Raw genomic sequence first — 22,296 nt, 5'->3', positions numbered from 1 at the left:
TGGCGGGCTTTTTACATGCTCAAGAACGTCTCGGTTGAATGTGGGAGGGGGCTTGCCCCCGATTGCAGAGTGTCGGTCAGAGCATCGGGTGACTGAACCACCGCTATCGGGGGCAAGCCCCCTCCCACCTTTTGATCAGTGGCGGCCTGGGTAGTCGGTGTGCAACTGTTTCAGCAGCGCGTCCTTGTCTTCCCACAACCGGTTGATCCAGGCCTGGAACGCCAGCCGATACTCGCTATCCTGCTCATAATTCTTGCCAATGAACTCGGCCGGAATCTGCACCTCTTCGAACTGCACCACCACGTCCTGCACATTCCCACACAACAAGTCCCAGTAGCCTGGGCGTCCGGCGGGGTAGTGGATGGTCACATTGACCAATGACTTGAGCTGCTCACCCATGGCATCCAGCACAAACGCGATACCGCCAGCCTTGGGCTTGAGCAGGTAGCGAAACGGCGACTTCTGCTGCGCATGCTTGCCGACGGTAAACCGCGTGCCTTCGGCAAAGTTGAAAATGCCCACAGGGTTGGCGCGAAACTTCGCGCAGGTCTTGCGGGTGGTTTCCAGGTCCTTGCCTTTCTTCTCCGGGTGTTTTTCCAGGTAGGCCTTGGAGTAGCGCTTCATGAACGGAAAGCCCAACGCCCACCAGGCCAGGCCAATCACCGGCACCCAGATCAGTTCCTGCTTGAGAAAGAACTTCAGCGGGCGAATGCGTCGGTTGAGCACGTATTGCAGGACCATGATGTCGACCCAGCTCTGGTGGTTGCTGGTCACCAGATAAGAGTGCTGGTAGTCCAGCCCTTCCAGGCCTTTGAGGTGCCAGCGGGTGCGCCGTACCAGGTTCATCCACGCCTTGTTGTTGCTGATCCAGGCTTCATGGGTGTGGTTCATCAGCCATTCGCTGAAACGTTTGGCGAACGGCAGTGCCTTGAACAGCGCGACGATGAACAGGAACGAACACAGCAGGATCGTGTTCAGCGCCAGCAGCAACGACGCGATTACCCCGCGCACGGCGGCAGGTAGAAAATCCAGCATTTAGATATCCATAGGTCGGTTGGCGGCTTGAATCGCGGTCAGGGCGATGGTGTACACAATGTCGTCGACCTGGGCGCCGCGCGGCAGGTCGTTCACCGGTTTGCGCAGGCCCTGGAGCATCGGCCCGAGGCTGACGCAATCGGCGCTGCGTTGTACCGCCTTGTGGGTGGTATTGCCGGTGTTCAGGTCGGGGAACACGAAGACCGTGGCCTTGCCCGCCACCAGGCTGTTGGGCGCCAGTTGCCGGGCGACGGTTTCGTTGGCGGCGGCATCGTATTGCAACGGGCCGTCGATCAGCAGCGAACTTTGCTGTTCATGGGCGAGCAGGGTGGCTTCGCGGACCTTTTCCACCTCTTCGCCGCTGGCCGACTCACCGCTGGAATAGCTGATCATCGCCACCCGTGGGGTGATACCGAACGCGGCCGCCGAATCGGCGCTCTGCAGGGCGATTTCCGCCAGTTCGGCGGCGCTCGGGTGCGGGTTCATCACGCAGTCGCCGTACACCAGCACCTGTTCGGGGAACAGCATGAAGAACACCGACGACACCAGGGTGCAGCCCGGCGCGGTCTTGATCAGTTGCAGGGCCGGGCGGATGGTGTTCGCGGTGGAGTGGATAACGCCGGAGACCAGGCCGTCGACTTCATCCAGTGCGAGCATCATGGTCGCGATCACCACGGTGTCTTCGAGCTGCTGTTCGGCCATCGGCGCGTTGAGGCTTTTGCTTTTGCGCAACGCGACCATCGGTTCGACATAACGCTCGCGGATCAGGTCCGGGTCGAGAATCTCCAGGCCTTCGGGCAATTCGATGCCCTGGGCGCGGGCGACCGCTTCGACGTCCGCCGGCTTGGCCAGCAACACGCAGCGGGCAATGCCGCGGGCCTGGCAGATCGCGGCGGCTTGCACGGTCAACGGCTCGCTGCCTTCGGGCAGGACGATGCGCTTGTTGGCGGCCTGGGCGCGTTGGATCAACTGGTAGCGGAACACCGCCGGCGACAGGCGCATTTCCCGTGGCGTGCCGCAGCGTTGGTGCAGCCAGCGCGCATCGAGGTGGCTGGCGACGAAATCGGTGATGATCTCGGCCCGCTCACGGTCATCGATGGGGATTTCCTTGTTCAGGTTGTTGAGCAGGTTCGCTGTCTCATAGGAACCGGTACTCACCGACAGCACCGGCAACCCGGCCTGGAACGCGCCTCGACAGAGGTCCATGATGCGCGGGTCGGGCAGGGTGTCGCTGGTCAGCAGCAGGCCGGCCAGGGGCACGCCGTTGATCGCCGCCAGGCTGACGGCGAGGATGATGTCGTCGCGGTCACCCGGTGTCACCACCAGCACGCCCGGCTTGAGCAGTTCCACGGTGTTGCGCATGGTGCGGGCGCAGATGATGATCTTGGTCATGCGCCGGGTTTCGTAATCCCCGGCGTTGAGGATCTGCGCGCTCATCAGGTCGGCGACGTCACGGGTGCGCGGCGCGTTGAGTTCGGGCTGGAAAGGAATGCAGCCGAGCAGGCGGAAATCCCCGCTGCGCAGCAACGGCGAATGCTCCTTGAGGCGCGCCGAGAAGGCCTCCATGCTTTCATCGGTGCGTACCTTGTTGAGGATCACGCCGAGCACTTTCGGGTCCTTCGGGCCGCCGAACAGTTGGGCCTGCAGCTCCACGCGGCCGGAGAGCTCGGTGAGCACTTCGTTTTCCGGCGCCGAGACCAGGATCACTTCCGCATCCAGGCTCTTGGCCAGGTGCAGGTTGACCCGCGCCGCATAGCTGGCGCTGCGGGTCGGCACCATGCCTTCGACGATCAGCACGTCCTTGCCCACGGCGGCCTGCTGATACAGGGTGATGATTTCTTCGAGCAACTCGTCGAGCTGGCCGTCGCCGAGCATCCGCTCGACATGGGCCAGGCCCAGGGGCTGCGGCGGTTTGAGGCCGTGGGTGCGCGCCACCAGTTCGGTGGAGCGTTCGGGGCCGGTGTCGCCGGGGTGCGGCTGGGCAATCGGTTTGAAGAAGCCGACTTTCAACCCGGCACGTTCAAGGGTGCGGACCAGCCCAAGGCTGATAGAGGTCAGACCCACACCAAAATCGGTGGGCGCGATAAAAAAAGTCTGCATGCGAATTCTCTGGAGGTGCATGGCTTCGGTGGCGCTCTATGGTTGAGTGCCTACCGGGAATCAGGCGCCAAGGTTATCGTTATTCGCGCTCCTGCGCACACCAGCCGCAGGCAAAGGGCTGGCCTATTTTTTCCAGGCGGCGTGCGGGGTCGAGCACCCAGGCGCGCGATTGCCAGGGCGGCTGGTGGCGCAGGTGCTGGGTGTGGCCGCAGGACAGCTCGGCAACCCAGTGCCGGTCGTCGTCCTGGTGGAATCCGATGATGACGACGGCCGTTGATTGGTCCCGTCCGTCCGGGTTCTGTTCGCTTTCGGGCAAATCCTTGTTTAGACTTGTCCGTTCTTCATTCTTATGCAAAAGGTCTCGCCCCATGACGATCGCCGCTAACAAGGCTGTCTCCATCGACTATACCCTGACCAACGACGCTGGTGAGGTCATCGACAGCTCAGCCGGCGGCGCGCCGCTGGTCTACCTGCAAGGCGCAGGCAACATTATCCCGGGCCTGGAAAACGCCCTGGTCGGCAAGAGCGTCGGTGATGAACTGACCGTTGTCGTAGAGCCTGAAAATGCTTACGGCGAATACTCCGCCGAACTGGTCAGCACCCTGAGCCGCAGCATGTTCGAAGGTGTCGACGAACTGGAAGTGGGCATGCAGTTCCACGCTTCCGCGCCGGACGGCCAAATGCAGATCGTCACCATCCGTGATCTGGACGGCGACGACGTCACTGTCGACGGTAACCACCCTCTGGCAGGCCAGCGCCTGAACTTCCAAGTGAAGATCGTTGCCATCCGCGACGCTTCCCAGGAAGAAGTCGCTCACGGCCACGTCCACGGTGAAGGCGGTCATCACCATTGATCGATGTTTTGATCAGGTGGTAGCAAAAACGCCCCGACTGGTTCGGGGCGTTTTTTTGTGCGTGCAATAAAGATGTATGGCGCCCAAACAAAAATGCCCCGGACCTTTCGGTACGGGGCATTTCTTAACTGTTACGCAGGTAAACCTGCGTGGCAGTTTATCGCTTAGGCTGCAGCAGCAAGGTTCAGAGCCTTGATGTGGCCGTTCAGGCGACCTTTATGGCGAGCAGCTTTGTTCTTGTGGATGATGCCTTTATCGGCCATACGGTCGATAACTGGCACAGCCAGAACGTAAGCAGCTTGAGCTTTTTCAGCGTCTTTTGCGTCAATGGCCTTAACTACATTCTTGATGTAGGTACGAACCATGGAACGCAGGCTGGCGTTGTGGCTGCGACGCTTCTCAGCCTGTTTTGCACGTTTTTTGGCGGAAGGTGTGTTGGCCACCGTCGAGCTCCTCGAAAGACTTTTTAGGAAATAGCAAACAAAATAGGCCGCGAATCATGCCGATGAGTTGATGGGTTGTCAAGGGCGGTTGATGCGAACTGCTGAGTGGTCGATCTGAAGAGGCGGGTGATTTATTTCCGGCGCTTGACCTGTAAACTCGCGAGCTTTGGCGCTGTGCTGTTGCAGGCGCGCAGTATCGCATAAGTAGGCGCGTAGTTCGCCTGCTCTTTATCTATAGGCGCAAACTCTTTCAATGAATCTGCTCAAATCGTTGGCTGCCGTCAGCTCAATCACGATGATTTCCCGGGTATTGGGGTTTGTGCGTGACACCTTGTTGGCACGCATTTTCGGCGCCAGCATGGCCACGGATGCGTTCTTCATTGCCTTTAAACTGCCCAACCTGTTGCGGCGGATCTTCGCCGAGGGCGCGTTTTCCCAGGCGTTCGTGCCGATTCTGGCGGAATACAAGACGCAGCAGGGCGAGGAGGCGACCCGCACATTCATTGCCTATGTCTCGGGCTTGCTGACCCTGGTGCTGATGCTGGTGACTGTGATCGGCATGCTCGCCGCGCCGTGGGTGATCTGGGCCACGGCGCCCGGTTTTGCCAATACGCCGGAAAAATTCGCGCTGACCACTGATCTGCTGCGTGTGACTTTCCCCTACATATTGCTGATTTCCCTGTCATCCCTGGCTGGCGCCATCCTCAATACCTGGAACCGTTTCTCGGTGCCGGCGTTCGTGCCGACCCTGCTTAACGTCAGCATGATTATTTTCGCGCTGTTCCTCACGCCCTACTTCGATCCGCCGGTCATGGCCCTGGGCTGGGCCGTCCTGGCCGGCGGCCTGGCGCAATTGCTCTACCAACTGCCGCACCTGAAAAAGATCGGCATGCTCGTGTTGCCGCGCCTGAACCTCAAGGACACCGGCGTCTGGCGCGTGATGCGCAATATGCTGCCAGCGATCCTCGGGGTGTCGGTCAGCCAGATTTCGCTGATCATCAACACCGCGTTCGCCTCATTGCTGGTGTCCGGTTCGGTGTCGTGGATGTACTACGCCGATCGCTTGATGGAGCTGCCGTCCGGCGTCCTCGGCGTGGCCCTGGGCACGATTCTGCTGCCGACGCTGGCGCGTACTTACGCGAGCAAGGACCGCCATGAATACTCGCGCATTCTCGATTGGGGCCTGCGCCTGTGCTTCGTGCTGGTGTTGCCGTGCTCGCTGGCCCTGGGAATCCTCGCCGAGCCACTGACGGTGTCGTTGTTCCAGTACGGGCAATTCGGCGCACACGATGCCTTGATGACTCAGCACGCGCTGATCGCTTACTCGGTCGGTCTGCTTGGGATTATCGTGATCAAAGTGCTGGCGCCGGGGTTCTACGCCCAGCAAAACATCCGCACGCCGGTGAAGATCGCGATCTTCACGCTGGTCGTCACGCAACTGCTCAACCTGGTGTTCATCGGCCCGCTGGCGCATGCCGGCCTGGCCCTGGCCATCAGCGCTGGTGCTTGTATCAATGCCGGCCTGCTGTTTTACCAACTGCGCAAACAGCAGATGTTCCAGCCGCAGCCTGGCTGGGGCATGTTTGCCCTCAAGCTGCTGGTGGCGGTGGCGATGATGTCGGCGGTATTGCTGGGTCTGATGCACTTCATGCCGGCCTGGGATCAAGGCCATATGCTCGAGCGTTTCTTGCGCCTGGGCGTGCTGGTGGTGGCGGGCGTGGTGGTGTACTTCGGGATGTTGCTGCTGCAAGGTTTCCGCCTGCGGGATTTCAATCGCAAGGCGCTGGGTTAGCGAGTTTGCCGCGATAAAACCGGTGTTTTATCGATTCCATCCATTTTGCCCTGCGCTGTTGCCTGTGATCCGGGGCCGGGTGTGGTTATAATCGACCACTTTATGAGCAAGAAGCGCGTTATGCAGCTGGTTCGAGGTCTCCACAACCTGCGCCCCCAGCATCGGGGCTGCGTCGCCACTATTGGCAACTTTGACGGTGTACACCGTGGCCACCAGGCTATCCTGGCCCGGCTGCGCGAGCGTGCGGTCGAGTTGGGCGTGCCCAGCTGCGTGGTGATTTTTGAGCCACAGCCGCGGGAATTCTTTACCCCGGAAACGGCGCCAGCGCGCCTGGCCCGCTTGCGCGACAAGCTGCAACTGTTGGCCGAGGAGGGCGTGGACCGTGTGCTGTGCCTGGCCTTCAACCAGCGTTTGCGCAGCCTCAGCGCCGCCGAGTTCGTCGACCGTATCCTGGTGGATGGCTTGGGCGTACAGCACCTGGAGGTCGGCGACGACTTCCGTTTCGGCTGTGATCGGGTCGGCGATTTCGATTTTCTGCAGCACGCCGGCGTAACCCAGGGTTTTACCGTCGAAGCCGCGCAAACCGTCGAACTGGACGGCCTGCGCGTGAGCAGTACCCAGGTGCGTAATGCCCTGGCCGCTGCCGACTTCGCCTTGGCCGAGCGTTTGCTCGGTCGCCCGTTCCGCATTGCCGGGCGGGTATTGCACGGCCAGAAGCTGGCGCGCCAACTGGGCACGCCAACCGCCAACGTGCAGCTCAAGCGCCGTCGTGTGCCGCTGACCGGGGTTTACCTGGTGAGCGTCGACATCGACGGCCAATCGTGGCCGGGAGTCGCCAATATAGGCGTCAGGCCCACGGTTGCAGGTGATGGCAAGGCCCACCTGGAGGTTCACCTTTTGGATTTTGCCGGTGATCTGTATGACCGGCGTTTGACGGTGGTTTTCCACCAAAAGCTGCGTGAAGAGCAGCGTTTCGCCTCCCTCGAGGCGTTGAAAACGGCGATCAATGCGGATGTCGCCGCCGCCCGTGCCCTAGCCGCACCTAGCGCCCATCGCTAACCGAAGAGCCTTAAATGACCGACTATAAAGCCACGCTAAACCTTCCGGACACCGCCTTCCCAATGAAGGCCGGCCTGCCACAGCGCGAACCGCAGATCCTGCAGCGCTGGGACAGTATTGGCCTGTACGGAAAGTTGCGCGAAATTGGCAAGGATCGTCCGAAATTCGTCCTGCACGACGGCCCTCCTTATGCCAACGGCACGATTCACATCGGTCATGCGCTGAACAAGATTCTCAAGGACATGATCGTCCGCTCGAAGACCCTTTCGGGCTTCGACGCGCCGTATGTCCCGGGTTGGGATTGCCACGGCCTGCCGATCGAACACAAAGTCGAAGTGACCCACGGCAAGAACCTGGGCGCCGATAAAACCCGCGAACTGTGCCGTGCCTACGCCACCGAGCAGATCGAAGGGCAGAAGTCCGAGTTCATCCGCCTGGGTGTCCTGGGCGACTGGGCCAATCCCTACAAGACCATGGATTTCAAGAACGAGGCCGGTGAAATCCGCGCCTTGGCCGAAATCGTCAAGGGCGGTTTCGTGTTCAAGGGCCTCAAGCCCGTGAACTGGTGCTTCGACTGCGGTTCGGCCCTGGCTGAAGCGGAAGTCGAGTACGAAGACAAGAAGTCCTCGACCATCGACGTGGCCTTCCCGATCGCCGACGACGCCAAGCTGGCCGCGGCCTTTGGCCTGGCAAGCCTGGCCAAGCCAGCCGCCATCGTGATCTGGACCACCACCCCGTGGACCATCCCCGCCAACCAGGCGCTGAACGTCCACCCGGAATTCACCTACGCCCTGGTGGATGTCGGTGATCGCCTGCTGGTGCTGGCCGAAGAGATGGTCGAAGCCTGCCTGGCGCGTTACGCGCTGGAAGGTTCGGTGATCGCCACCACCACCGGTTCCGCGCTGGAACTGATCAACTTCCGTCACCCGTTCTACGACCGCCTGTCGCCGGTGTACCTGGCTGACTACGTTGAACTGGGCGCCGGCACCGGCGTCGTTCACTCCGCGCCTGCTTACGGCGTAGACGACTTCGTGACCTGCAAGGCCTACGGCATGGTCAACGACGACATCTTGAACCCGGTGCAGAGCAACGGTGTTTATGCGCCGTCCCTGGAATTCTTCGGTGGCCAGTTCATCTTCAAGGCCAACCAGCCGATCATCGACAAGCTGTCGGAAGTCGGCGCGCTGCTGCACACCGAGACCATCAAGCACAGCTACATGCACTGCTGGCGCCACAAGACCCCGCTGATCTACCGCGCCACCGCGCAGTGGTTCATCGGCATGGATAAAGAACCGGCCAGCGGCGACACCTTGCGCAACCGCGCGATCAAAGCCATCGAAGACACCAAGTTCGTCCCGGCCTGGGGCCAGGCGCGCCTGCACTCGATGATCGCCAACCGTCCGGACTGGTGCATCTCCCGCCAGCGCAACTGGGGCGTGCCGATCCCGTTCTTCCTCAACAAGGAAAGCGGCGAGCTGCACCCGCGTACCGTCGAACTGATGGAAGTCGTGGCCCAGCGCGTTGAGCAGGAAGGCATCGAAGCCTGGTTCAAGCTGGACGCCGCCGAGCTGTTGGGCGACGAAGCGCCGCTGTACGACAAGATCAGCGACACCCTCGACGTGTGGTTCGACTCCGGCACCACCCATTGGCACGTGCTGCGCGGTTCGCACCCGATGGGTCATGCGGCCGGCCCGCGCGCCGACCTGTACCTGGAAGGTTCGGACCAGCACCGTGGCTGGTTCCACTCGTCGCTTTTGACCGGTTGCGCCATCGACGACCACGCACCGTACCGCGAACTGCTGACCCACGGTTTCACCGTCGACGAAAACGGCCGCAAGATGTCCAAGTCCCTGGGCAACGTGATCGCGCCGCAAAAGGTCAACGACACCCTGGGCGCTGACATCATGCGTCTGTGGGTGGCCTCGACCGATTATTCGGGCGAGATGGCCGTGTCGGAGCAGATCCTGCAGCGTAGCGCCGATGCCTACCGCCGTATCCGCAATACCGCACGCTTCATGCTGTCGAACCTGACCGGTTTCAACCCGGCTACCGACATCCTGCCGGCCGAGGACATGCTTGCCCTGGACCGTTGGGCCGTGGACCGTACCCTGTTGCTGCAGCGCGAGTTGCAAGAGCACTACGGCGAATACCGCTTCTGGAACGTCTACTCGAAGATCCACAACTTCTGCGTGCAGGAGCTGGGCGGTTTCTACCTCGACATCATCAAGGACCGCCAGTACACCACCGGCGTCAACAGCAAGGCGCGCCGCTCGGCGCAGACCGCGCTGTACCACATCTCCGAAGCGCTGGTGCGCTGGATCGCACCGATCCTGGCCTTCACCGCCGACGAACTGTGGGAATACCTGCCGGGCGAGCGCAACGAATCGGTGATGCTCAACACTTGGTACGAAGGCCTGACCGAACTGCCGGCCGACTTCGAACTGGGCCGCGAGTACTGGGACGGCGTGATGGCGGTGAAAGTGGCCGTGAACAAGGAGCTGGAAGTGCAGCGCGCGGCCAAGGCCGTCGGTGGCAACCTGCAAGCCGAAGTCACCCTGTTTGCCGAGGAAGGCCTGAGCGCCGACCTGGCCAAGCTGAGCAACGAACTGCGCTTCGTGCTGATCACCTCCACCGCGAGCCTGGCGCCATTCGCCCAGGCCCCGGCGGACGCCGTGGCTACCGAAGTGCCTGGCCTGAAGCTCAAAGTCGTCAAGTCGGCCTTCCCCAAGTGCGCCCGTTGCTGGCACTGCCGTGAAGATGTCGGCGTGAACCCTGAGCATCCGGAAATCTGCGGTCGTTGCGTCGACAACATCAGCGGTGCCGGCGAGGTTCGTCACTATGCCTAACGCCAGTCGTTTCGGACGTCTTGGCTGGCTCGTATTGAGCGTGCTGGTCCTGGTCATCGACCAGGTCAGCAAGGCTCACTTCGAGGGCTCCCTGGAGATGTTCCAGCAGATCGTGGTGATCCCGGATTACTTCAGCTGGACGCTGGCCTATAACACCGGCGCGGCGTTCAGCTTCCTGGCCGATGGCGGCGGCTGGCAGCGCTGGTTGTTCGCCCTGATCGCCGTGGTGGTCAGTGCGGTGCTGGTGGTCTGGCTCAAGCGCCTGGGGCGCGATGACACCTGGCTGGCCATCGCCTTGGCGCTGGTGCTGGGTGGCGCGCTGGGCAACCTGTACGACCGCATCGCCCTGGGCCATGTGATCGACTTCATTCTGGTGCATTGGCAGAACCGCTGGTACTTCCCCGCGTTCAATTTTGCCGACAGCGCCATCACCGTCGGTGCAATCATGCTGGCACTCGATATGTTCAAAAGTAAGAAAACCGGAGAGACCGTTCATGACTGATCAGGTATTGGCTGAACAACGCATCGGCCAGAACACGGAAGTCACCTTGCATTTCGCATTGCGCCTGGAGAATGGCGACACGGTCGACAGCACGTTCGACAAATCCCCGGCGACCTTCAAGGTGGGCGATGGCAACCTGCTGCCGGGTTTTGAAGCGGCCTTGTTCGGCTTCAAGGCCGGCGACAAGCGCACCCTGCAGATCCTGCCGGAAAACGCCTTTGGCCAGCCCAACCCGCAAAACGTACAGATCATCCCGCGTTCGCAGTTCCAGGACATGGAGCTGTCGGAAGGCCTGCTGGTGATCTTCAACGATGCGGCGAACACCGAGCTGCCGGGTGTGGTCAAAGCCTTCGATGACGCGCAAGTGACCATCGACTTCAACCACCCGTTGGCCGGTAAAACCTTGACGTTTGACGTAGAAATCTTCGACGTTAAAGCGCTCTAACTGACAGAACCGGCTCCTGCGGGCGCTGGCTTGCCTGCGATGGCATCACCTCGGTGTACCTGATACACCGAGTCGACCGCATCGCAGGCAAGCCAGCTCCCACAAAGACACGAGGCACAGCATGCAAATCAAACTCGCCAACCCCCGTGGCTTCTGCGCCGGCGTGGACCGCGCGATCGAAATCGTCAACCGTGCGCTGGAAGTCTTCGGGCCGCCGATTTATGTGCGCCATGAAGTCGTCCACAACAAATTCGTGGTCGAAGACTTGCGCGCTCGCGGCGCCATCTTTGTCGAAGAGCTCGACCAGGTGCCGGACGACGTTATCGTTATCTTCAGCGCCCACGGCGTATCCCAGGCGGTGCGGACCGAAGCAGCAGGCCGCGGCCTGAAAGTGTTCGATGCCACCTGCCCATTGGTTACCAAGGTGCATATCGAAGTCGCGCGCTACAGCCGCGATGGCCGTGAATGCATCCTGATCGGCCACGCTGGCCACCCGGAAGTCGAAGGCACCATGGGCCAGTACGATGGCAGCAACGGTGGCGCGATCTACCTGGTGGAAGACGAAAAAGACGTCGCCAACCTGCAGGTACGCAACCCTGAGCGTTTGGCCTTCGTCACCCAGACCACGTTGTCGATGGACGACACCAGCCGAGTGATCGATGCCTTGCGCACACGCTTCCCGGCAATTGGCGGCCCACGCAAGGACGACATCTGCTACGCCACGCAAAACCGCCAGGACGCAGTCAAGCAACTGGCCGATGAATGTGATGTGGTGCTGGTTGTCGGCAGCCCTAACAGCTCCAACTCCAACCGCCTGCGTGAACTGGCTGAACGCATGGCCACGCCGGCGTACCTGATCGACGGCGCCGAGGACATGCAGCGCAGCTGGTTCGACGGCGTCGAGCGCATCGGCATCACTGCGGGCGCCTCGGCACCGGAAGTGCTGGTGCGCGGTGTGATCCAGCAGTTGCAGGCCTGGGGCGCCACCGGTGCCGATGAGTTGGCCGGTCGTGAGGAGAACATCACTTTCTCCATGCCCAAGGAGCTGCGGGTGCGTTCGCTGCTCTGAGTCCCAGGGTGTTGAGCGAGCCCCGGCATAATGCCTGCTCGGTTTTATCCCGGCGCAGGCTGATGCGTCCGCTGGGGGCCAGCACCACTTGAAACAGGCTTTGTGCCTGATCCGTGGCGCATACATGCACGGTGCCGGCACGAAAGCCCCCGCCGGCAAAGACCGGCTCGCCCAGCCCGCTGAAGCGTACCTGGCTCCTGACCGGGCCATTGCCCACGATCGGTACGCGCCCATTGTCCTGATGCTCCAGCAGTACGGGATTATCGTCGTCCAGATGGCCTCGCCCGTTCAGGTCCACGATCACCCGCCAGCCCCTGCTCCAATCGTCGTCCAAGGCATGAATGACTACCGCCCGGTTGCGTGCGATGGCTTCGCTGCGCGCATAGCGCAGGCCGCCAACCAGAGACTGGGCCGCACTGTGTCGCTGCTGGGACTCCAGCAACCCCTTGAAACTGGGGACCGCCAGCTGCGCGAGGATGCCGCTCAGGATCAGCCCGAGCAGTAGTTCGATCAGGGTGAAGCCTCGTTGTGTCATGTGCGGTCCCTCCGTGGACGCGATGAATATTCAGGTGGCATGCCTAGGTATAGCGCTCCGGTCGTGGCGTTGAATGCTGGCCTTTATGTCCAAAGTATTTCCCTTTGTTCCGGGAGCGGCACAGGCCGAAAACCGCCGCTAGTCTTGGGCCGCACAGCAGGTTTTTCCTGCTTTTTCCGGCCTTTGACAGGGATGACGACGGTAATGCTTGCTTGCTCGACTGCTTTGTTTCGACCGGTGACTTCCCGCCACCAAACCGGCATGACCCTGATCGAGGTGGTGGTGGCGGTGCTGATTCTGGTGATCGGCCTGCTGGGCGCTGCGGTGGTCCAGCTCAATGCGCTCAAGTACACCGACAGTACGCGGATGACCAGCCAGGCCAGCTTCATCGCCTACGACATGCTGGACCGCATTCGCGCCAATGCTGGCGCCGACTATTCGTGGGTGCGAACCGAGCGTGCGCCACTGTTCACGTCGACGGGCAGCGTGCGCGACCTCGACCTGCATGATTTCGAGGCCAATATCATCGGTTTCGCCGGCGACAGCGGCAGTGGCTCGGTGCTCGTTCGTGCCGATGAGGTGACCGTGAGCATCAGTTGGGATGATGCCAGGGGGGCAAAAAAAGCCGGGGCGAGGGAAACGCTCACACTCACCAGCCGCATCGCCGATGAATCGCAGGTGTCGCAATGAATCGGCGGGTGCGGGGTTTCAGTGTGTTGGAGCTGCTGCTGGCGTTGACGCTCGGGTTGGTGCTGAGCCTTGGGTTCAGCCAAATCGCCATCAGCGCTCGAACCACCGATGCCAGCCAGCAGGCCGCCATGCTGCTGCAGGATGATGCGCGGTTTGCGCTCGGCAAGCTGGTTCAGGACATTCGCCTGGCGGGCATGTTCGGTTGCCTGGCTACGGCATCGATCGAAGGTGCGCCGTTGGCTTTCGATCGACCAATCAGCTGGAGTGCCACGGGTGACGCAAGGTCGCTGACGCTGGTCAGCGCTGAGGTCGGCGAGGACGGCGGCGCGCCGGATTGGACCGTATTGTCCGACTGCTCCGGCTCTGCCCACGCTTATGCCGGTACGCCACCACCCGCCGTGCCGGGGCAGATACGCTTTGCGATACGCCAGCTCACCTACACCTTCGAGGCTGGCCAGCTGAAAGTCAGTACCCCGTCAGCCCCGGCCAAGGCGGTGCTGGTGGACAACGTGCAGGCGTTCGAGATCAGTTTCGGCGTGGCAGCCAAGCCTGACTCGACGCCGGTGGTGGGGTATGACCCCGGCCCGGCCGACAATTCGCTGATACGCAGTGTACGCATCCGTTTGACGCTGCAAGACCCGGACGGGTTGGTGAAGGCGCAAACCTGGAGCGTGGTTGCAGCGCTGCGCAACCGGCTGGGGTAGGGCGACCATGGCAGGGTTTCGTGTTGTTGAACGACGGCAGGTGGGCATGGTGCTGCTGATCAGCCTGGTATTCCTGTTGTTGTTATCGCTGATCGCATTGTCTTCGATGCAGGGTGCGGTGTCCCAGCAGAAGGTCGTTGGCAGTGTCTGGCATCGCAACCAGTCGCTGCAAAGTGCCGAAAGTGGCCTGAGGCTGGGGGAGGCGGCCGTGCGGCGGGCAGGCGCCGCGTGGCCTGTGTGCGCGTCGATCATCACCTGTGCGCCGCCGCGCGAGTCGTCTTCGGTGATAGCTCCCGGAACCGATCCCGTTTCGAGGGTGAACTGGGCCGCCATGGACGGCGGTCTTTACGCGGTTCAAGCGCTCGGGCCTGTCGTGGGGCTGGCTCATTTGCCTGCGCAGATGCCGGCAATGCTCTATCGGGTTACGGCGGTGGGGCTCCGTGGCCAATCGCGCACGGTGCTGGAGGCCATGTATGCGCGGGTGGACGAGGGAGGGCGCTCGCGGTTTCAGCGAGTGATGTGGCGACAACTTTACTGAGGAGCGGCGCAATGGGCATGGATAGCCAGGGTTTTACATTGATTGAGTTACTGACTGCCGTGGCGATCGTCGCGGTGCTGGCCGGTGTCGTTTATCCGGCGTATGTCGGCCATGTGAACAAGGCCTATCGCGCGGAAATTGTCGTGCTGTTGACCGAGCAAGCTCAGTCTCTGGAGCGGTATTACACGAGCAATGGCAGTTTTATTGATGCAAGCGGCGTCAGCGTCGGCAATGATCGCTATAGAATCACGGCTGCGCTGAACCCTCAGGATTTCAGCCTGCTGGCCACACCAGGCGTCGACTCTGTCATGGCAGGCGACGCTTGCGGGGCATTCAGCCTGACCAGTAGCGGTGCGCGGACCAACCCCGGAGCGGCCCCAGGCATGTCACGCAAGACATGCTGGGGGCAGTGATGGGTGTACTCCATGAGTGGGCGCCGAGTGCGCTTTTCCCTTTTTATCGGCTGGATCAAATGATGGCTAAGCAACAGCGAGTGGTGGTGGTCGGTGGCGGAGTAATCGGCTTGTTGACGGCGTTCAACCTGGCGACCCAGGGCCTGGCAGTCGTACTGCTGGAGCGCTCGGGGCTCGGGCAGGAGTCCTCGTGGGCAGGCGGCGGCATTGTCTCGCCACTGTACCCGTGGCGCTACAGCCCGGCAGTCACGGCTTTGGCTCATTGGTCCCAGGACTTTTATCCACAACTGGCCGAGCGCTTGTTTGCCGATACCGGCGTTGATCCGGAGGTCCACACCACCGGGCTCTACTGGCTGGACCTGGAGGATGAAGCCGACGCATTGGCCTGGGCCGCGCGCGAAGGACGGCCATTGAGCAAGGTGGATGTGTCGGTCGCCCATGATGCGGTTCCGGTGCTGGGCGGTGGTTACTCCCAGGCGATCTACATGGCGAATGTGGCGAATGTGCGCAACCCGCGCCTGATCAAATCCCTCAAGGCGGCGCTGCTGGCGCTCCCAGGCGTGACGATTCATGAACAGTGCGAAGTTGACGGCTTTGTGTTGGACGGCGACAACGTCGTCGGCGTGAATACGCCTGCCGGGCCGGTGCTCGGTGATCAGGTCGTGCTTGCGGCGGGGGCCTGGAGTGGGCAGTTGCTGGACAAGCTGGGCCTGTCGCTGCCGGTTGAGCCGGTCAAAGGCCAGATGATTCTGTACAAATGCGCCTCGGACTTTCTGTCGAGCATGGTCCTGGCCAACGGGCGTTATGCGATCCCGCGGCGTGACGGGCACATTCTGATTGGCAGTACCCTGGAACATGAAGGGTTCGACAAGACGCCGACCGGATCGGCGCTGGAGAGCCTGAAGGCTTCGGCCGTGGAGTTGATTCCCGCCCTGGCGGATGCCGAGGTGGTTGGCCATTGGGCGGGCCTGCGGCCAGGCTCGCCGGAAGGTATTCCCTACATCGGTCCTGTCCCCGGTTTCAACGGGCTGTGGCTCAATTGCGGGCATTACCGCAACGGCCTCGTGCTGGCGCCGGCGTCGTGCCAGTTATTCGCCGATTTGTTGCTGGGGCACACGCCGATCATCGACCCTGCGCCCTACGCGCCCGCAGGTCGGATCAACGTTGGATAGCTTTCGGCCCTTGCTCCAGATGCGCCTGGGTGCAATACCATTCTTGCCGTGAGCTCAGTGCTCGGTCCTGCGGCAGATGTACGCCGCAGTGAGCGCAGCGCACCATTGGCGTTGCGTCGGGTTCGCCGGAGCGTTGTTGTTTGACGGCCGGGTTTTTGAATTTGCGCCAGAACCATACCGCGGCAGCAATGACGGCAATCCAGAACAGTAGACGAACCATGATGGGCAGTTTCTCGACAAGGAATGCGCCAGTTTAGCCAAGGACGTGGCAGGCGCACAGCGCAATAACGCTTGCGCATAAAAAAGGGAGCCCCGAGGGCTCCCTTTTTACGTTGCGTCGGATGATCAGTCGAACACACCGAAGGTCATGTAGCTGAACCACGAGCGGTCCTGGTTGTTGCCCAGGGCTTGCGGCGCTTGTTCTTCGATCACATCGCCATTTTCATCATGGGGCTTGAGGTCCGCAGGGATGGCTTCCTTGGCGTCCTGGAACTGTTTCATCACGTCCTGGTTGGCGCGGGTTTCACCCGGCGGCAGCGGTGGACGCGACTCGATCAGGCCCAGGGTGTACTTGCTCAGCCACGAACGGTTGTCCGCTTCGGCAACCTGAGGCACGAACTGGCCGTCTTTCAGGCTTGGGTGATCCGGGTAGTTGAGCTTCAGGGTTTCCAGGCTGGTGGCCGCCAGGGCGTCCAGGTGCAGGCGCTGGTAGGCCTCGGTCATCACCGCCAGGCCGTCACCCACGGAAGGGGTTTCCTGAAAGTTTTCCACGACATAGCGACCACGGTTGGCGGCTGCCACGTAAGCCTGACGGGTCAGGTAGTAGTGGGCCACGTGGATTTCGTAGGAGGCCAGCAGGTTACGCAGGTAGATCATGCGCTGCTTGGCGTCCGGCGCGTAGCGGCTGTTGGGATAGCGGCTGGTCAGCTGGGCGAACTCGTTGTAGGAGTCGCGGGCAGCGCCCGGGTCACGCTTGGTCATGTCCAGCGGCAGGAAGCGCGCCAGCAGGCCAACGTCCTGGTCGAACGAGGTCAGGCCCTTGAGGTAGTAGGCATAGTCGACGTTCGGGTGCTGCGGGTGCAGGCGGATAAAACGCTCGGCGGCGGACTTGGCGGCTTCCGGCTCGGCGTTCTTGTAGTTGGCGTAGATCAGCTCGAGCTGGGCCTGGTCGGCGTAGCGCCCGAACGGATAGCGCGACTCCAGGGCCTTCAGCTTGGCTGTGGCACTGGTGTAGCTATTATTGTCCAAGTCTTTTTGAGCTTGTTGATACAGCTCGACTTCGCTCAGGTTTTCGTCGACGACTTCCTTTGTTGACGAGCAAGCAGCAGTCATGGCGAGGATGGCGATCAGCAGCAGGTGTTTCACTTGCATGGCGGCTTGCGTCCCTATGACGGCCGCTGTCTTGGGCGGGGCCGTCCTGTTATGATGAGCGCCCCGTTGAAAGCATCGGGGCAAAAGACGCCGTATTTAACCACAAGCGCGCAGCCGAAACCAAAGGCTGTGCCACGCCTAGTCTGAGCATGTCCGATAAAATTGAACTTCGCGCAGAGGTGCCGTCCGAATTGGGCGGCCAACGCCTCGATCAAGTCGCCGCACAATTATTCGCTGAGCACTCGCGCTCGCGCCTTTCCGCCTGGATCAAAGACGGCCGCCTGACTGTGGATGGAGCGGTTATCCGCCCGCGAGACATAGTCCATGGCGGTGCGATTCTTGAGCTGACTGCCGAGCAGGAAGCCCAGGGAGAATGGATCGCCCAGGACATCGAGCTGGACATCGTCTATGAAGACGACGACATCCTGGTCATCAACAAACCCGCAGGCCTGGTGGTTCACCCGGCGGCCGGGCACGCTGATGGCACCTTGCTCAATGCTCTGTTGCACCATGTGCCGGACATCATCAATGTCCCGCGCTGCGGCATCGTACACCGCCTGGACAAGGACACGACCGGCTTGATGGTGGTGGCCAAGACCATTCAGGCCCAGACGCAGCTGGTTACACAGTTGCAGAGCCGCAGCGTCAGCCGGATCTACGAGTGCATCGTGATCGGCGTCGTGGTGGCGGGTGGCAAGATCAATGCGCCTATCGGTCGTCACGGCCAGCAGCGCCAGCGTATGGCGGTGATGGAAGGCGGCAAGCAGGCCGTCAGCCACTACCGTGTGCTGGAGCGTTTCCGGTCCCACACCCATGTGCGGGTCAAGCTGGAAACCGGCCGTACCCACCAGATTCGTGTACACATGGCGCACATCAACTTCCCGTTGGTCGGAGATCCGGCCTACGGCGGTCGCTTCCGTATTCCGCCGGCGGCCAGTGTCACCATGGTTGAATCGCTGAAGTCCTTCCCGCGTCAGGCGCTGCATGCGCGGTTCCTGGAGCTGGATCATCCGACGAGCGGTAAGCGGATGAGCTGGGAATCGCCTCTGCCGGACGATCTGGTCTGGTTGCTGTCGCTGCTCAGGCAGGATCGCGAGGCATTTATCGGATGAGTGACTGGCTGATTCCTGACTGGCCCGCGCCGGCTCAGGTCAAGGCCTGCGTCACCACCCGTGCGGGCGGCGTCAGCCTGGCGCCGTTCGACAGCCTCAACCTGGGCGATCACGTCGAGGACAGCCCCGAGGCTGTGCTTGAAAATCGCCGTCGCCTCACCGAAGTCTTTCATGTCTGGCCGGCCTGGCTCCGCCAGGTCCACGGCGTGAACGTGGTCGAGGCCGACCCCGAGCGCATTGCCGAAGCCGACGGCAGTTGGACCAGCACGCCGGGCATCGCCTGCACCTCCATGACCGCCGATTGCCTGCCTGCGTTGTTCTGCAACCGCGCCGGCACACGCGTCGCCGCCGCTCACGCGGGTTGGCGTGGCTTGGCCGCGGGCGTGCTGGAGGCCACCGCCGAAAGCCTGCAAGCCGAGCCTGCCGACATATTGGTCTGGCTGGGCCCGGCCATTGGCCCGCAAGCCTTCGAAGTCGGCCCGGAAGTGCGGGAAGCGTTCGTGCAGCAACTGTCGGGCACCGCCCAGGCCTTTGTGCCCAGCCGCAACCCTGGCAAGTTCATGGCCGACATCTACCAGCTGGCCCGTTTGCGCCTGGCTGCCCGCGGTATCACTGCCGTTTACGGTGGCGGGTTCTGCACCGTGAACGATCCGCGCTTCTTTTCTTTCCGCCGCAGTCCACGCACGGGTCGGTTCGCCTCCCTTATTTGGTTGGAGCGCTAGACTCTTCTGATCTACGTCAACTGTCCGACGCTTGAATCTCCCAGAATCGACCACATCTATAGGGCTATCTGGCAGGTTTCTTCATTCAGGATGTGTTTGTAGCTCCGGCCTGCTCAAAAGGAAGGTGACTAATGCGTATTGATCGTTTAACCAGCAAACTGCAATTGGCCTTATCGGACTCCCAGTCCCTGGCAGTCGGCCTCGACCACCCGGCCATTGAGCCTGCGCACTTGATGCAGGCGCTCCTGGAACAGCAAGGTGGTTCTATCAAGCCCTTGCTGATGCAGGTGGGCTTCGACGTCAACAGCCTGCGCAAGGAGTTGAGCAAAGAGCTCGACCAACTGCCGAAAATCCAGAATCCTACCGGCGACGTGAATATGTCCCAGGACCTGGCGCGCCTGCTCAATCAAGCGGACCGCCTGGCTCAGCAGAAGGGCGACCAGTTCATCTCCAGCGAGCTGGTGCTGCTCGCCGCCATGGACGAAAACAGCAAGCTCGGCAAATTGTTGCTGGGCCAGGGCGTCAGCAAAAAAGCCCTGGAAAACGCCATCAACAACCTGCGTGGCGGCGAAGCGGTGAACGACCCCAACCACGAGGAGTCGCGCCAGGCCCTGGATAAATACACTGTCGACCTGACCAAGCGCGCCGAAGAAGGCAAGCTTGACCCGGTGATCGGCCGTGACGACGAGATTCGTCGCACCATCCAGGTCCTGCAGCGCCGTACCAAGAACAACCCGGTGCTGATCGGTGAGCCTGGTGTGGGTAAAACCGCGATTGCCGAGGGCCTGGCCCAGCGCATCATCAACGGTGAAGTGCCTGACGGCCTCAAGGGCAAGCGCCTGCTGTCCCTGGACATGGGGTCGCTGATCGCTGGCGCCAAATTCCGCGGCGAGTTCGAAGAGCGTCTCAAATCCCTGCTTAACGAGCTGTCGAAGCAGGAAGGGCAGATCATTCTGTTTATCGACGAGTTGCACACCATGGTCGGCGCCGGTAAAGGCGAAGGCTCGATGGACGCCGGCAACATGCTCAAGCCTGCCTTGGCGCGGGGTGAGTTGCACTGCGTGGGTGCCACCACGCTCAACGAATACCGCCAGTACATCGAGAAGGATGCAGCCCTTGAGCGGCGCTTCCAGAAAGTGCTGGTGGAAGAGCCGAGCGAAGAAGACACCATCGCGATCCTGCGGGGCCTGAAAGAACGCTATGAGGTCCACCACAAGGTAGCGATCACTGACGGCGCGATCATTGCGGCGGCGAAGTTGAGCCATCGCTATATCACCGACCGGCAGTTGCCCGACAAGGCCATCGACCTGATCGACGAAGCGGCCAGCCGTATCCGCATGGAGATCGACTCCAAGCCGGAAGTGCTCGACCGTCTGGATCGGCGCCTGATTCAACTGAAAGTCGAATCCCAGGCACTGAAAAAAGAAGAGGACGAAGCGGCGAAAAAACGTCTGGAAAAACTTCAGGAAGAAATCCTCCGCTTGGAGCGCGAGTACTCGGACCTCGAGGAAATCTGGAACGCGGAAAAAGCTGAAGTACAGGGTTCGGCACAGATCCAGCAAAAGATCGAGCAGTCGCGCCAGGAGCTGGAAACCGCACGCCGTAAGGGCGACCTGAACCGCATGGCCGAGTTGCAGTACGGGGTGATCCCGGACCTGGAACGCAGCCTGCAGATGGTCGACCAGCATGGTCACAGCGAGAACCAATTGCTGCGCAGCAAGGTGACCGAGGAAGAAATTGCCGAAGTTGTCTCGAAGTGGACCGGTATCCCCGTGTCGAAAATGCTCGAAGGCGAGCGCGACAAGCTGATGAAGATGGAAAGCCTGTTGCACCAGCGCGTCATCGGCCAGGAAGAGGCGGTGGTGGCGGTGTCCAACGCGGTACGGCGTTCCCGTGCCGGGTTGTCCGACCCGAATCGCCCAAGTGGCTCGTTCATGTTCCTCGGCCCTACCGGTGTGGGTAAGACCGAGTTGTGCAAGGCCTTGGCCGAGTTCCTCTTCGACACCGAAGAAGCCATGGTGCGGATCGATATGTCCGAGTTCATGGAGAAACATTCCGTGGCTCGCCTGATCGGGGCGCCACCGGGCTACGTAGGCTACGAGGAAGGCGGTTACCTGACCGAAGCGGTACGGCGCAAGCCCTACTCGGTGATCCTGCTGGATGAGGTCGAGAAGGCCCACCCGGACGTGTTCAACATCTTGCTGCAGGTGCTGGAAGATGGCCGGCTGACGGACAGCCACGGGCGTACTGTGGATTTCCGCAACACGGTGATCGTGATGACCTCCAACCTGGGGTCGGTGCAGATCCAGGAACTGGTGGGCGATCGTGAAGCCCAGCGCGCAGCTGTGATGGATGCGCTGACCACGCACTTCCGCCCGGAATTCATCAACCGGGTCGATGAAGTGGTGATCTTCGAGCCTTTGGCACGGGATCAGATCGCGGGCATCACCGAGATCCAGTTGGGCCGCCTGCGCAGCCGTCTGGCCGAGCGCGAGCTGGCGCTGGAGCTGAGCCCCGAGGCGTTGGACAAGCTGATCGCGGTCGGTTACGACCCGGTGTATGGCGCACGGCCGTTGAAGCGTGCGATCCAGCGCTGGATCGAAAACCCGCTGGCCCAGCTGATTCTGTCGGGCAGCTTTATGCCGGGCACCAGCGTCAAGGCCACGGTGGAAAACGACGAAATCGTCTTCCACTGAGTTCGGTCGGTCGGGCTATAAAGAGAGGGCCTCGCGTTGCGAGGCCTTTTTTTTCGATAGGGCGTTGAACTGTAAGGCAAAGGCTTGTAAAGTGCGCCCCGCAGCAACGTCAGCCCACGGGTTTCTTCTCCCCAAGAAGAAATCAGAAAGAAGCGCAAATCATTGTCTTAAAAGCAATTTAAAGGGTTGACAGGGGTT

22 protein-coding genes are annotated in these 22,296 nt (G+C 61.5%); 15 read left to right on the top strand and 7 right to left on the bottom strand.

Translation table 11 applies throughout. The features are described 5' to 3' along the window. Positions 1 to 135 precede the first annotated feature (135 nt). The 3 genes from TU80_RS26660 to TU80_RS26650 all read right to left on the bottom strand — a co-directional run bounded on the left by TU80_RS26660 (position 136) and on the right by TU80_RS26650 (position 3,505). Positions 136 to 1,035, bottom strand: coding sequence for a 1-acylglycerol-3-phosphate O-acyltransferase, YihG family (locus tag TU80_RS26660; RefSeq protein ID WP_046384745.1), 900 nt, complete (start codon positions 1,033 to 1,035; stop codon positions 136 to 138). Beyond that, the gene (gene pta / locus TU80_RS26655) at positions 1,036 to 3,135 is read right to left on the bottom strand and encodes a phosphate acetyltransferase (protein WP_046384744.1); all 2,100 of its coding nucleotides are present in this window, start codon (positions 3,133 to 3,135) and stop codon (positions 1,036 to 1,038) included. Between the two features lie 79 nt (positions 3,136 to 3,214). Then, the gene (locus TU80_RS26650; RefSeq protein ID WP_046384743.1) at positions 3,215 to 3,505 is read right to left on the bottom strand and encodes a DUF3565 domain-containing protein; all 291 of its coding nucleotides are present in this window, start codon (positions 3,503 to 3,505) and stop codon (positions 3,215 to 3,217) included. Between TU80_RS26650 and TU80_RS26645 the strand changes: the two genes are divergently transcribed. Continuing rightward, positions 3,504 to 3,989 (top strand): FKBP-type peptidyl-prolyl cis-trans isomerase, encoded by a 486-nt coding sequence (locus TU80_RS26645; protein WP_017845493.1) that lies wholly within the window; start codon positions 3,504 to 3,506, stop codon positions 3,987 to 3,989. The genes TU80_RS26650 and TU80_RS26645 overlap by 2 nt on opposite strands. A gap of 164 nt (positions 3,990 to 4,153) precedes the next feature. On the opposite strand, the gene rpsT is transcribed toward TU80_RS26645, so the two are convergent. Further along, positions 4,154 to 4,432 (bottom strand): 30S ribosomal protein S20, encoded by a 279-nt coding sequence (gene rpsT, locus TU80_RS26640; RefSeq protein WP_003215870.1) that lies wholly within the window; start codon positions 4,430 to 4,432, stop codon positions 4,154 to 4,156. A 253-nt stretch (positions 4,433 to 4,685) separates the two neighbouring features. Here rpsT and murJ point away from each other — a divergent pair, with 253 nt between their 5' ends. The 6 genes from murJ (at position 4,686) to ispH (ending at position 12,145) form a co-directional block, all read left to right on the top strand. Next, positions 4,686 to 6,224, top strand: a complete 1,539-nt coding sequence (gene murJ / locus TU80_RS26635) for a murein biosynthesis integral membrane protein MurJ (RefSeq protein WP_057005756.1) — start codon at positions 4,686 to 4,688, stop codon at positions 6,222 to 6,224. A gap of 120 nt (positions 6,225 to 6,344) precedes the next feature. After that, positions 6,345 to 7,283, top strand: coding sequence for a bifunctional riboflavin kinase/FAD synthetase (gene ribF / locus TU80_RS26630; protein ID WP_017845491.1), 939 nt, complete (start codon positions 6,345 to 6,347; stop codon positions 7,281 to 7,283). 14 nt (positions 7,284 to 7,297) lie between these two features. After that, positions 7,298 to 10,129: an isoleucine--tRNA ligase gene (gene ileS / locus TU80_RS26625; RefSeq protein ID WP_057005755.1), complete on the top strand. Its 2,832-nt coding sequence runs from the start codon at positions 7,298 to 7,300 to the stop codon at positions 10,127 to 10,129. Then, the gene (gene lspA / locus TU80_RS26620; protein ID WP_017845489.1) at positions 10,122 to 10,631 is read left to right on the top strand and encodes a signal peptidase II; all 510 of its coding nucleotides are present in this window, start codon (positions 10,122 to 10,124) and stop codon (positions 10,629 to 10,631) included. The genes ileS and lspA overlap by 8 nt, the downstream gene beginning before the upstream one ends. 7 nt (positions 10,632 to 10,638) lie before the next feature. Next, a complete protein-coding gene (gene fkpB / locus TU80_RS26615; RefSeq protein ID WP_169850802.1) occupies positions 10,639 to 11,076 on the top strand; it encodes an FKBP-type peptidyl-prolyl cis-trans isomerase in 438 nt (145 codons plus the stop codon). A gap of 121 nt (positions 11,077 to 11,197) precedes the next feature. Next, the gene (gene ispH, locus TU80_RS26610) at positions 11,198 to 12,145 is read left to right on the top strand and encodes a 4-hydroxy-3-methylbut-2-enyl diphosphate reductase (protein ID WP_017845487.1); all 948 of its coding nucleotides are present in this window, start codon (positions 11,198 to 11,200) and stop codon (positions 12,143 to 12,145) included. On the opposite strand, the gene TU80_RS26605 is transcribed toward ispH, so the two are convergent. Further along, a complete protein-coding gene (locus TU80_RS26605) occupies positions 12,099 to 12,680 on the bottom strand; it encodes a GspH/FimT family pseudopilin (RefSeq protein ID WP_046384738.1) in 582 nt (193 codons plus the stop codon). The genes ispH and TU80_RS26605 overlap by 47 nt on opposite strands. 204 nt (positions 12,681 to 12,884) lie before the next feature. Here TU80_RS26605 and pilV point away from each other — a divergent pair, with 204 nt between their 5' ends. The 5 genes from pilV to thiO all read left to right on the top strand — a co-directional run bounded on the left by pilV (position 12,885) and on the right by thiO (position 16,197). After that, positions 12,885 to 13,370: a type IV pilus modification protein PilV gene (gene pilV / locus TU80_RS26600; RefSeq protein ID WP_032804232.1), complete on the top strand. Its 486-nt coding sequence runs from the start codon at positions 12,885 to 12,887 to the stop codon at positions 13,368 to 13,370. Beyond that, positions 13,367 to 14,074, top strand: coding sequence for a PilW family protein (locus TU80_RS26595; RefSeq protein WP_057005754.1), 708 nt, complete (start codon positions 13,367 to 13,369; stop codon positions 14,072 to 14,074). Before pilV ends, TU80_RS26595 begins: the two co-directional genes overlap by 4 nt. 46 nt (positions 14,075 to 14,120) lie before the next feature. Next, entirely contained in the window at positions 14,121 to 14,612 is a 492-nt protein-coding gene (locus TU80_RS26590) for a pilus assembly PilX family protein (RefSeq protein WP_233098929.1), read from the top strand. A gap of 11 nt (positions 14,613 to 14,623) precedes the next feature. Then, positions 14,624 to 15,025 (top strand): type IV pilin protein, encoded by a 402-nt coding sequence (locus tag TU80_RS26585; protein WP_017845482.1) that lies wholly within the window; start codon positions 14,624 to 14,626, stop codon positions 15,023 to 15,025. A gap of 62 nt (positions 15,026 to 15,087) precedes the next feature. After that, positions 15,088 to 16,197 carry a glycine oxidase ThiO gene (thiO, locus tag TU80_RS26580; RefSeq protein ID WP_017845481.1) on the top strand — a complete coding sequence of 370 codons (1,110 nt, stop codon included), beginning with the start codon at positions 15,088 to 15,090 and terminating at the stop codon, positions 16,195 to 16,197. Here thiO and TU80_RS32135 read toward each other — a convergent pair. Next, the gene (locus TU80_RS32135; RefSeq protein WP_026139830.1) at positions 16,184 to 16,417 is read right to left on the bottom strand and encodes a PP0621 family protein; all 234 of its coding nucleotides are present in this window, start codon (positions 16,415 to 16,417) and stop codon (positions 16,184 to 16,186) included. The two genes, thiO and TU80_RS32135, sit on opposite strands and share 14 nt — an antisense overlap. Positions 16,418 to 16,542: 125 nt before the next feature. After that, positions 16,543 to 17,568 carry an outer membrane protein assembly factor BamD gene (locus TU80_RS26575; protein ID WP_017845480.1) on the bottom strand — a complete coding sequence of 342 codons (1,026 nt, stop codon included), beginning with the start codon at positions 17,566 to 17,568 and terminating at the stop codon, positions 16,543 to 16,545. 149 nt (positions 17,569 to 17,717) lie between these two features. Between TU80_RS26575 and rluD the strand changes: the two genes are divergently transcribed. From rluD to clpB, 3 genes are all read left to right on the top strand, one after another. Beyond that, positions 17,718 to 18,680 (top strand): 23S rRNA pseudouridine(1911/1915/1917) synthase RluD, encoded by a 963-nt coding sequence (gene rluD / locus TU80_RS26570; protein WP_017845479.1) that lies wholly within the window; start codon positions 17,718 to 17,720, stop codon positions 18,678 to 18,680. Continuing rightward, a complete protein-coding gene (pgeF, locus tag TU80_RS26565; RefSeq protein ID WP_057005753.1) occupies positions 18,677 to 19,402 on the top strand; it encodes a peptidoglycan editing factor PgeF in 726 nt (241 codons plus the stop codon). The genes rluD and pgeF overlap by 4 nt, the downstream gene beginning before the upstream one ends. 131 nt (positions 19,403 to 19,533) lie before the next feature. Next, a complete protein-coding gene (gene clpB, locus TU80_RS26560; protein ID WP_017845477.1) occupies positions 19,534 to 22,098 on the top strand; it encodes an ATP-dependent chaperone ClpB in 2,565 nt (854 codons plus the stop codon). The last annotated feature ends 198 nt before the right edge of the window (positions 22,099 to 22,296 follow it).

It is taken from the genome of Pseudomonas veronii (assembly GCF_001439695.1).
Lineage (GTDB): Bacteria > Pseudomonadota > Gammaproteobacteria > Pseudomonadales > Pseudomonadaceae > Aquipseudomonas > Aquipseudomonas veronii.
This window is presented reverse-complemented; position numbering and strand designations above follow the sequence as displayed.

Coding starts and splice junctions, on each gene's coding strand:
- TU80_RS26660 (WP_046384745.1), bottom strand. CDS start 1,035: ATGCTGGATTTTCTACCTGCCGCCGTGCGCGGGGTAATCGCGTCGTTG.
- pta (WP_046384744.1), bottom strand. CDS start 3,135: ATGCAGACTTTTTTTATCGCGCCCACCGATTTTGGTGTGGGTCTGACC.
- TU80_RS26645 (WP_017845493.1), top strand. CDS start 3,504: ATGACGATCGCCGCTAACAAGGCTGTCTCCATCGACTATACCCTGACC.
- TU80_RS26650 (WP_046384743.1), bottom strand. CDS start 3,505: ATGGGGCGAGACCTTTTGCATAAGAATGAAGAACGGACAAGTCTAAAC.
- murJ (WP_057005756.1), top strand. CDS start 4,686: ATGAATCTGCTCAAATCGTTGGCTGCCGTCAGCTCAATCACGATGATT.
- ribF (WP_017845491.1), top strand. CDS start 6,345: ATGCAGCTGGTTCGAGGTCTCCACAACCTGCGCCCCCAGCATCGGGGC.
- ileS (WP_057005755.1), top strand. CDS start 7,298: ATGACCGACTATAAAGCCACGCTAAACCTTCCGGACACCGCCTTCCCA.
- lspA (WP_017845489.1), top strand. CDS start 10,122: ATGCCTAACGCCAGTCGTTTCGGACGTCTTGGCTGGCTCGTATTGAGC.
- ispH (WP_017845487.1), top strand. CDS start 11,198: ATGCAAATCAAACTCGCCAACCCCCGTGGCTTCTGCGCCGGCGTGGAC.
- TU80_RS26605 (WP_046384738.1), bottom strand. CDS start 12,680: ATGACACAACGAGGCTTCACCCTGATCGAACTACTGCTCGGGCTGATC.
- pilV (WP_032804232.1), top strand. CDS start 12,885: ATGCTTGCTTGCTCGACTGCTTTGTTTCGACCGGTGACTTCCCGCCAC.
- TU80_RS26595 (WP_057005754.1), top strand. CDS start 13,367: ATGAATCGGCGGGTGCGGGGTTTCAGTGTGTTGGAGCTGCTGCTGGCG.
- TU80_RS26590 (WP_233098929.1), top strand. CDS start 14,121: ATGGTGCTGCTGATCAGCCTGGTATTCCTGTTGTTGTTATCGCTGATC.
- TU80_RS26585 (WP_017845482.1), top strand. CDS start 14,624: ATGGGCATGGATAGCCAGGGTTTTACATTGATTGAGTTACTGACTGCC.
- thiO (WP_017845481.1), top strand. CDS start 15,088: ATGGCTAAGCAACAGCGAGTGGTGGTGGTCGGTGGCGGAGTAATCGGC.
- TU80_RS32135 (WP_026139830.1), bottom strand. CDS start 16,417: ATGGTTCGTCTACTGTTCTGGATTGCCGTCATTGCTGCCGCGGTATGG.
- TU80_RS26575 (WP_017845480.1), bottom strand. CDS start 17,568: ATGCAAGTGAAACACCTGCTGCTGATCGCCATCCTCGCCATGACTGCT.
- rluD (WP_017845479.1), top strand. CDS start 17,718: ATGTCCGATAAAATTGAACTTCGCGCAGAGGTGCCGTCCGAATTGGGC.
- pgeF (WP_057005753.1), top strand. CDS start 18,677: ATGAGTGACTGGCTGATTCCTGACTGGCCCGCGCCGGCTCAGGTCAAG.
- clpB (WP_017845477.1), top strand. CDS start 19,534: ATGCGTATTGATCGTTTAACCAGCAAACTGCAATTGGCCTTATCGGAC.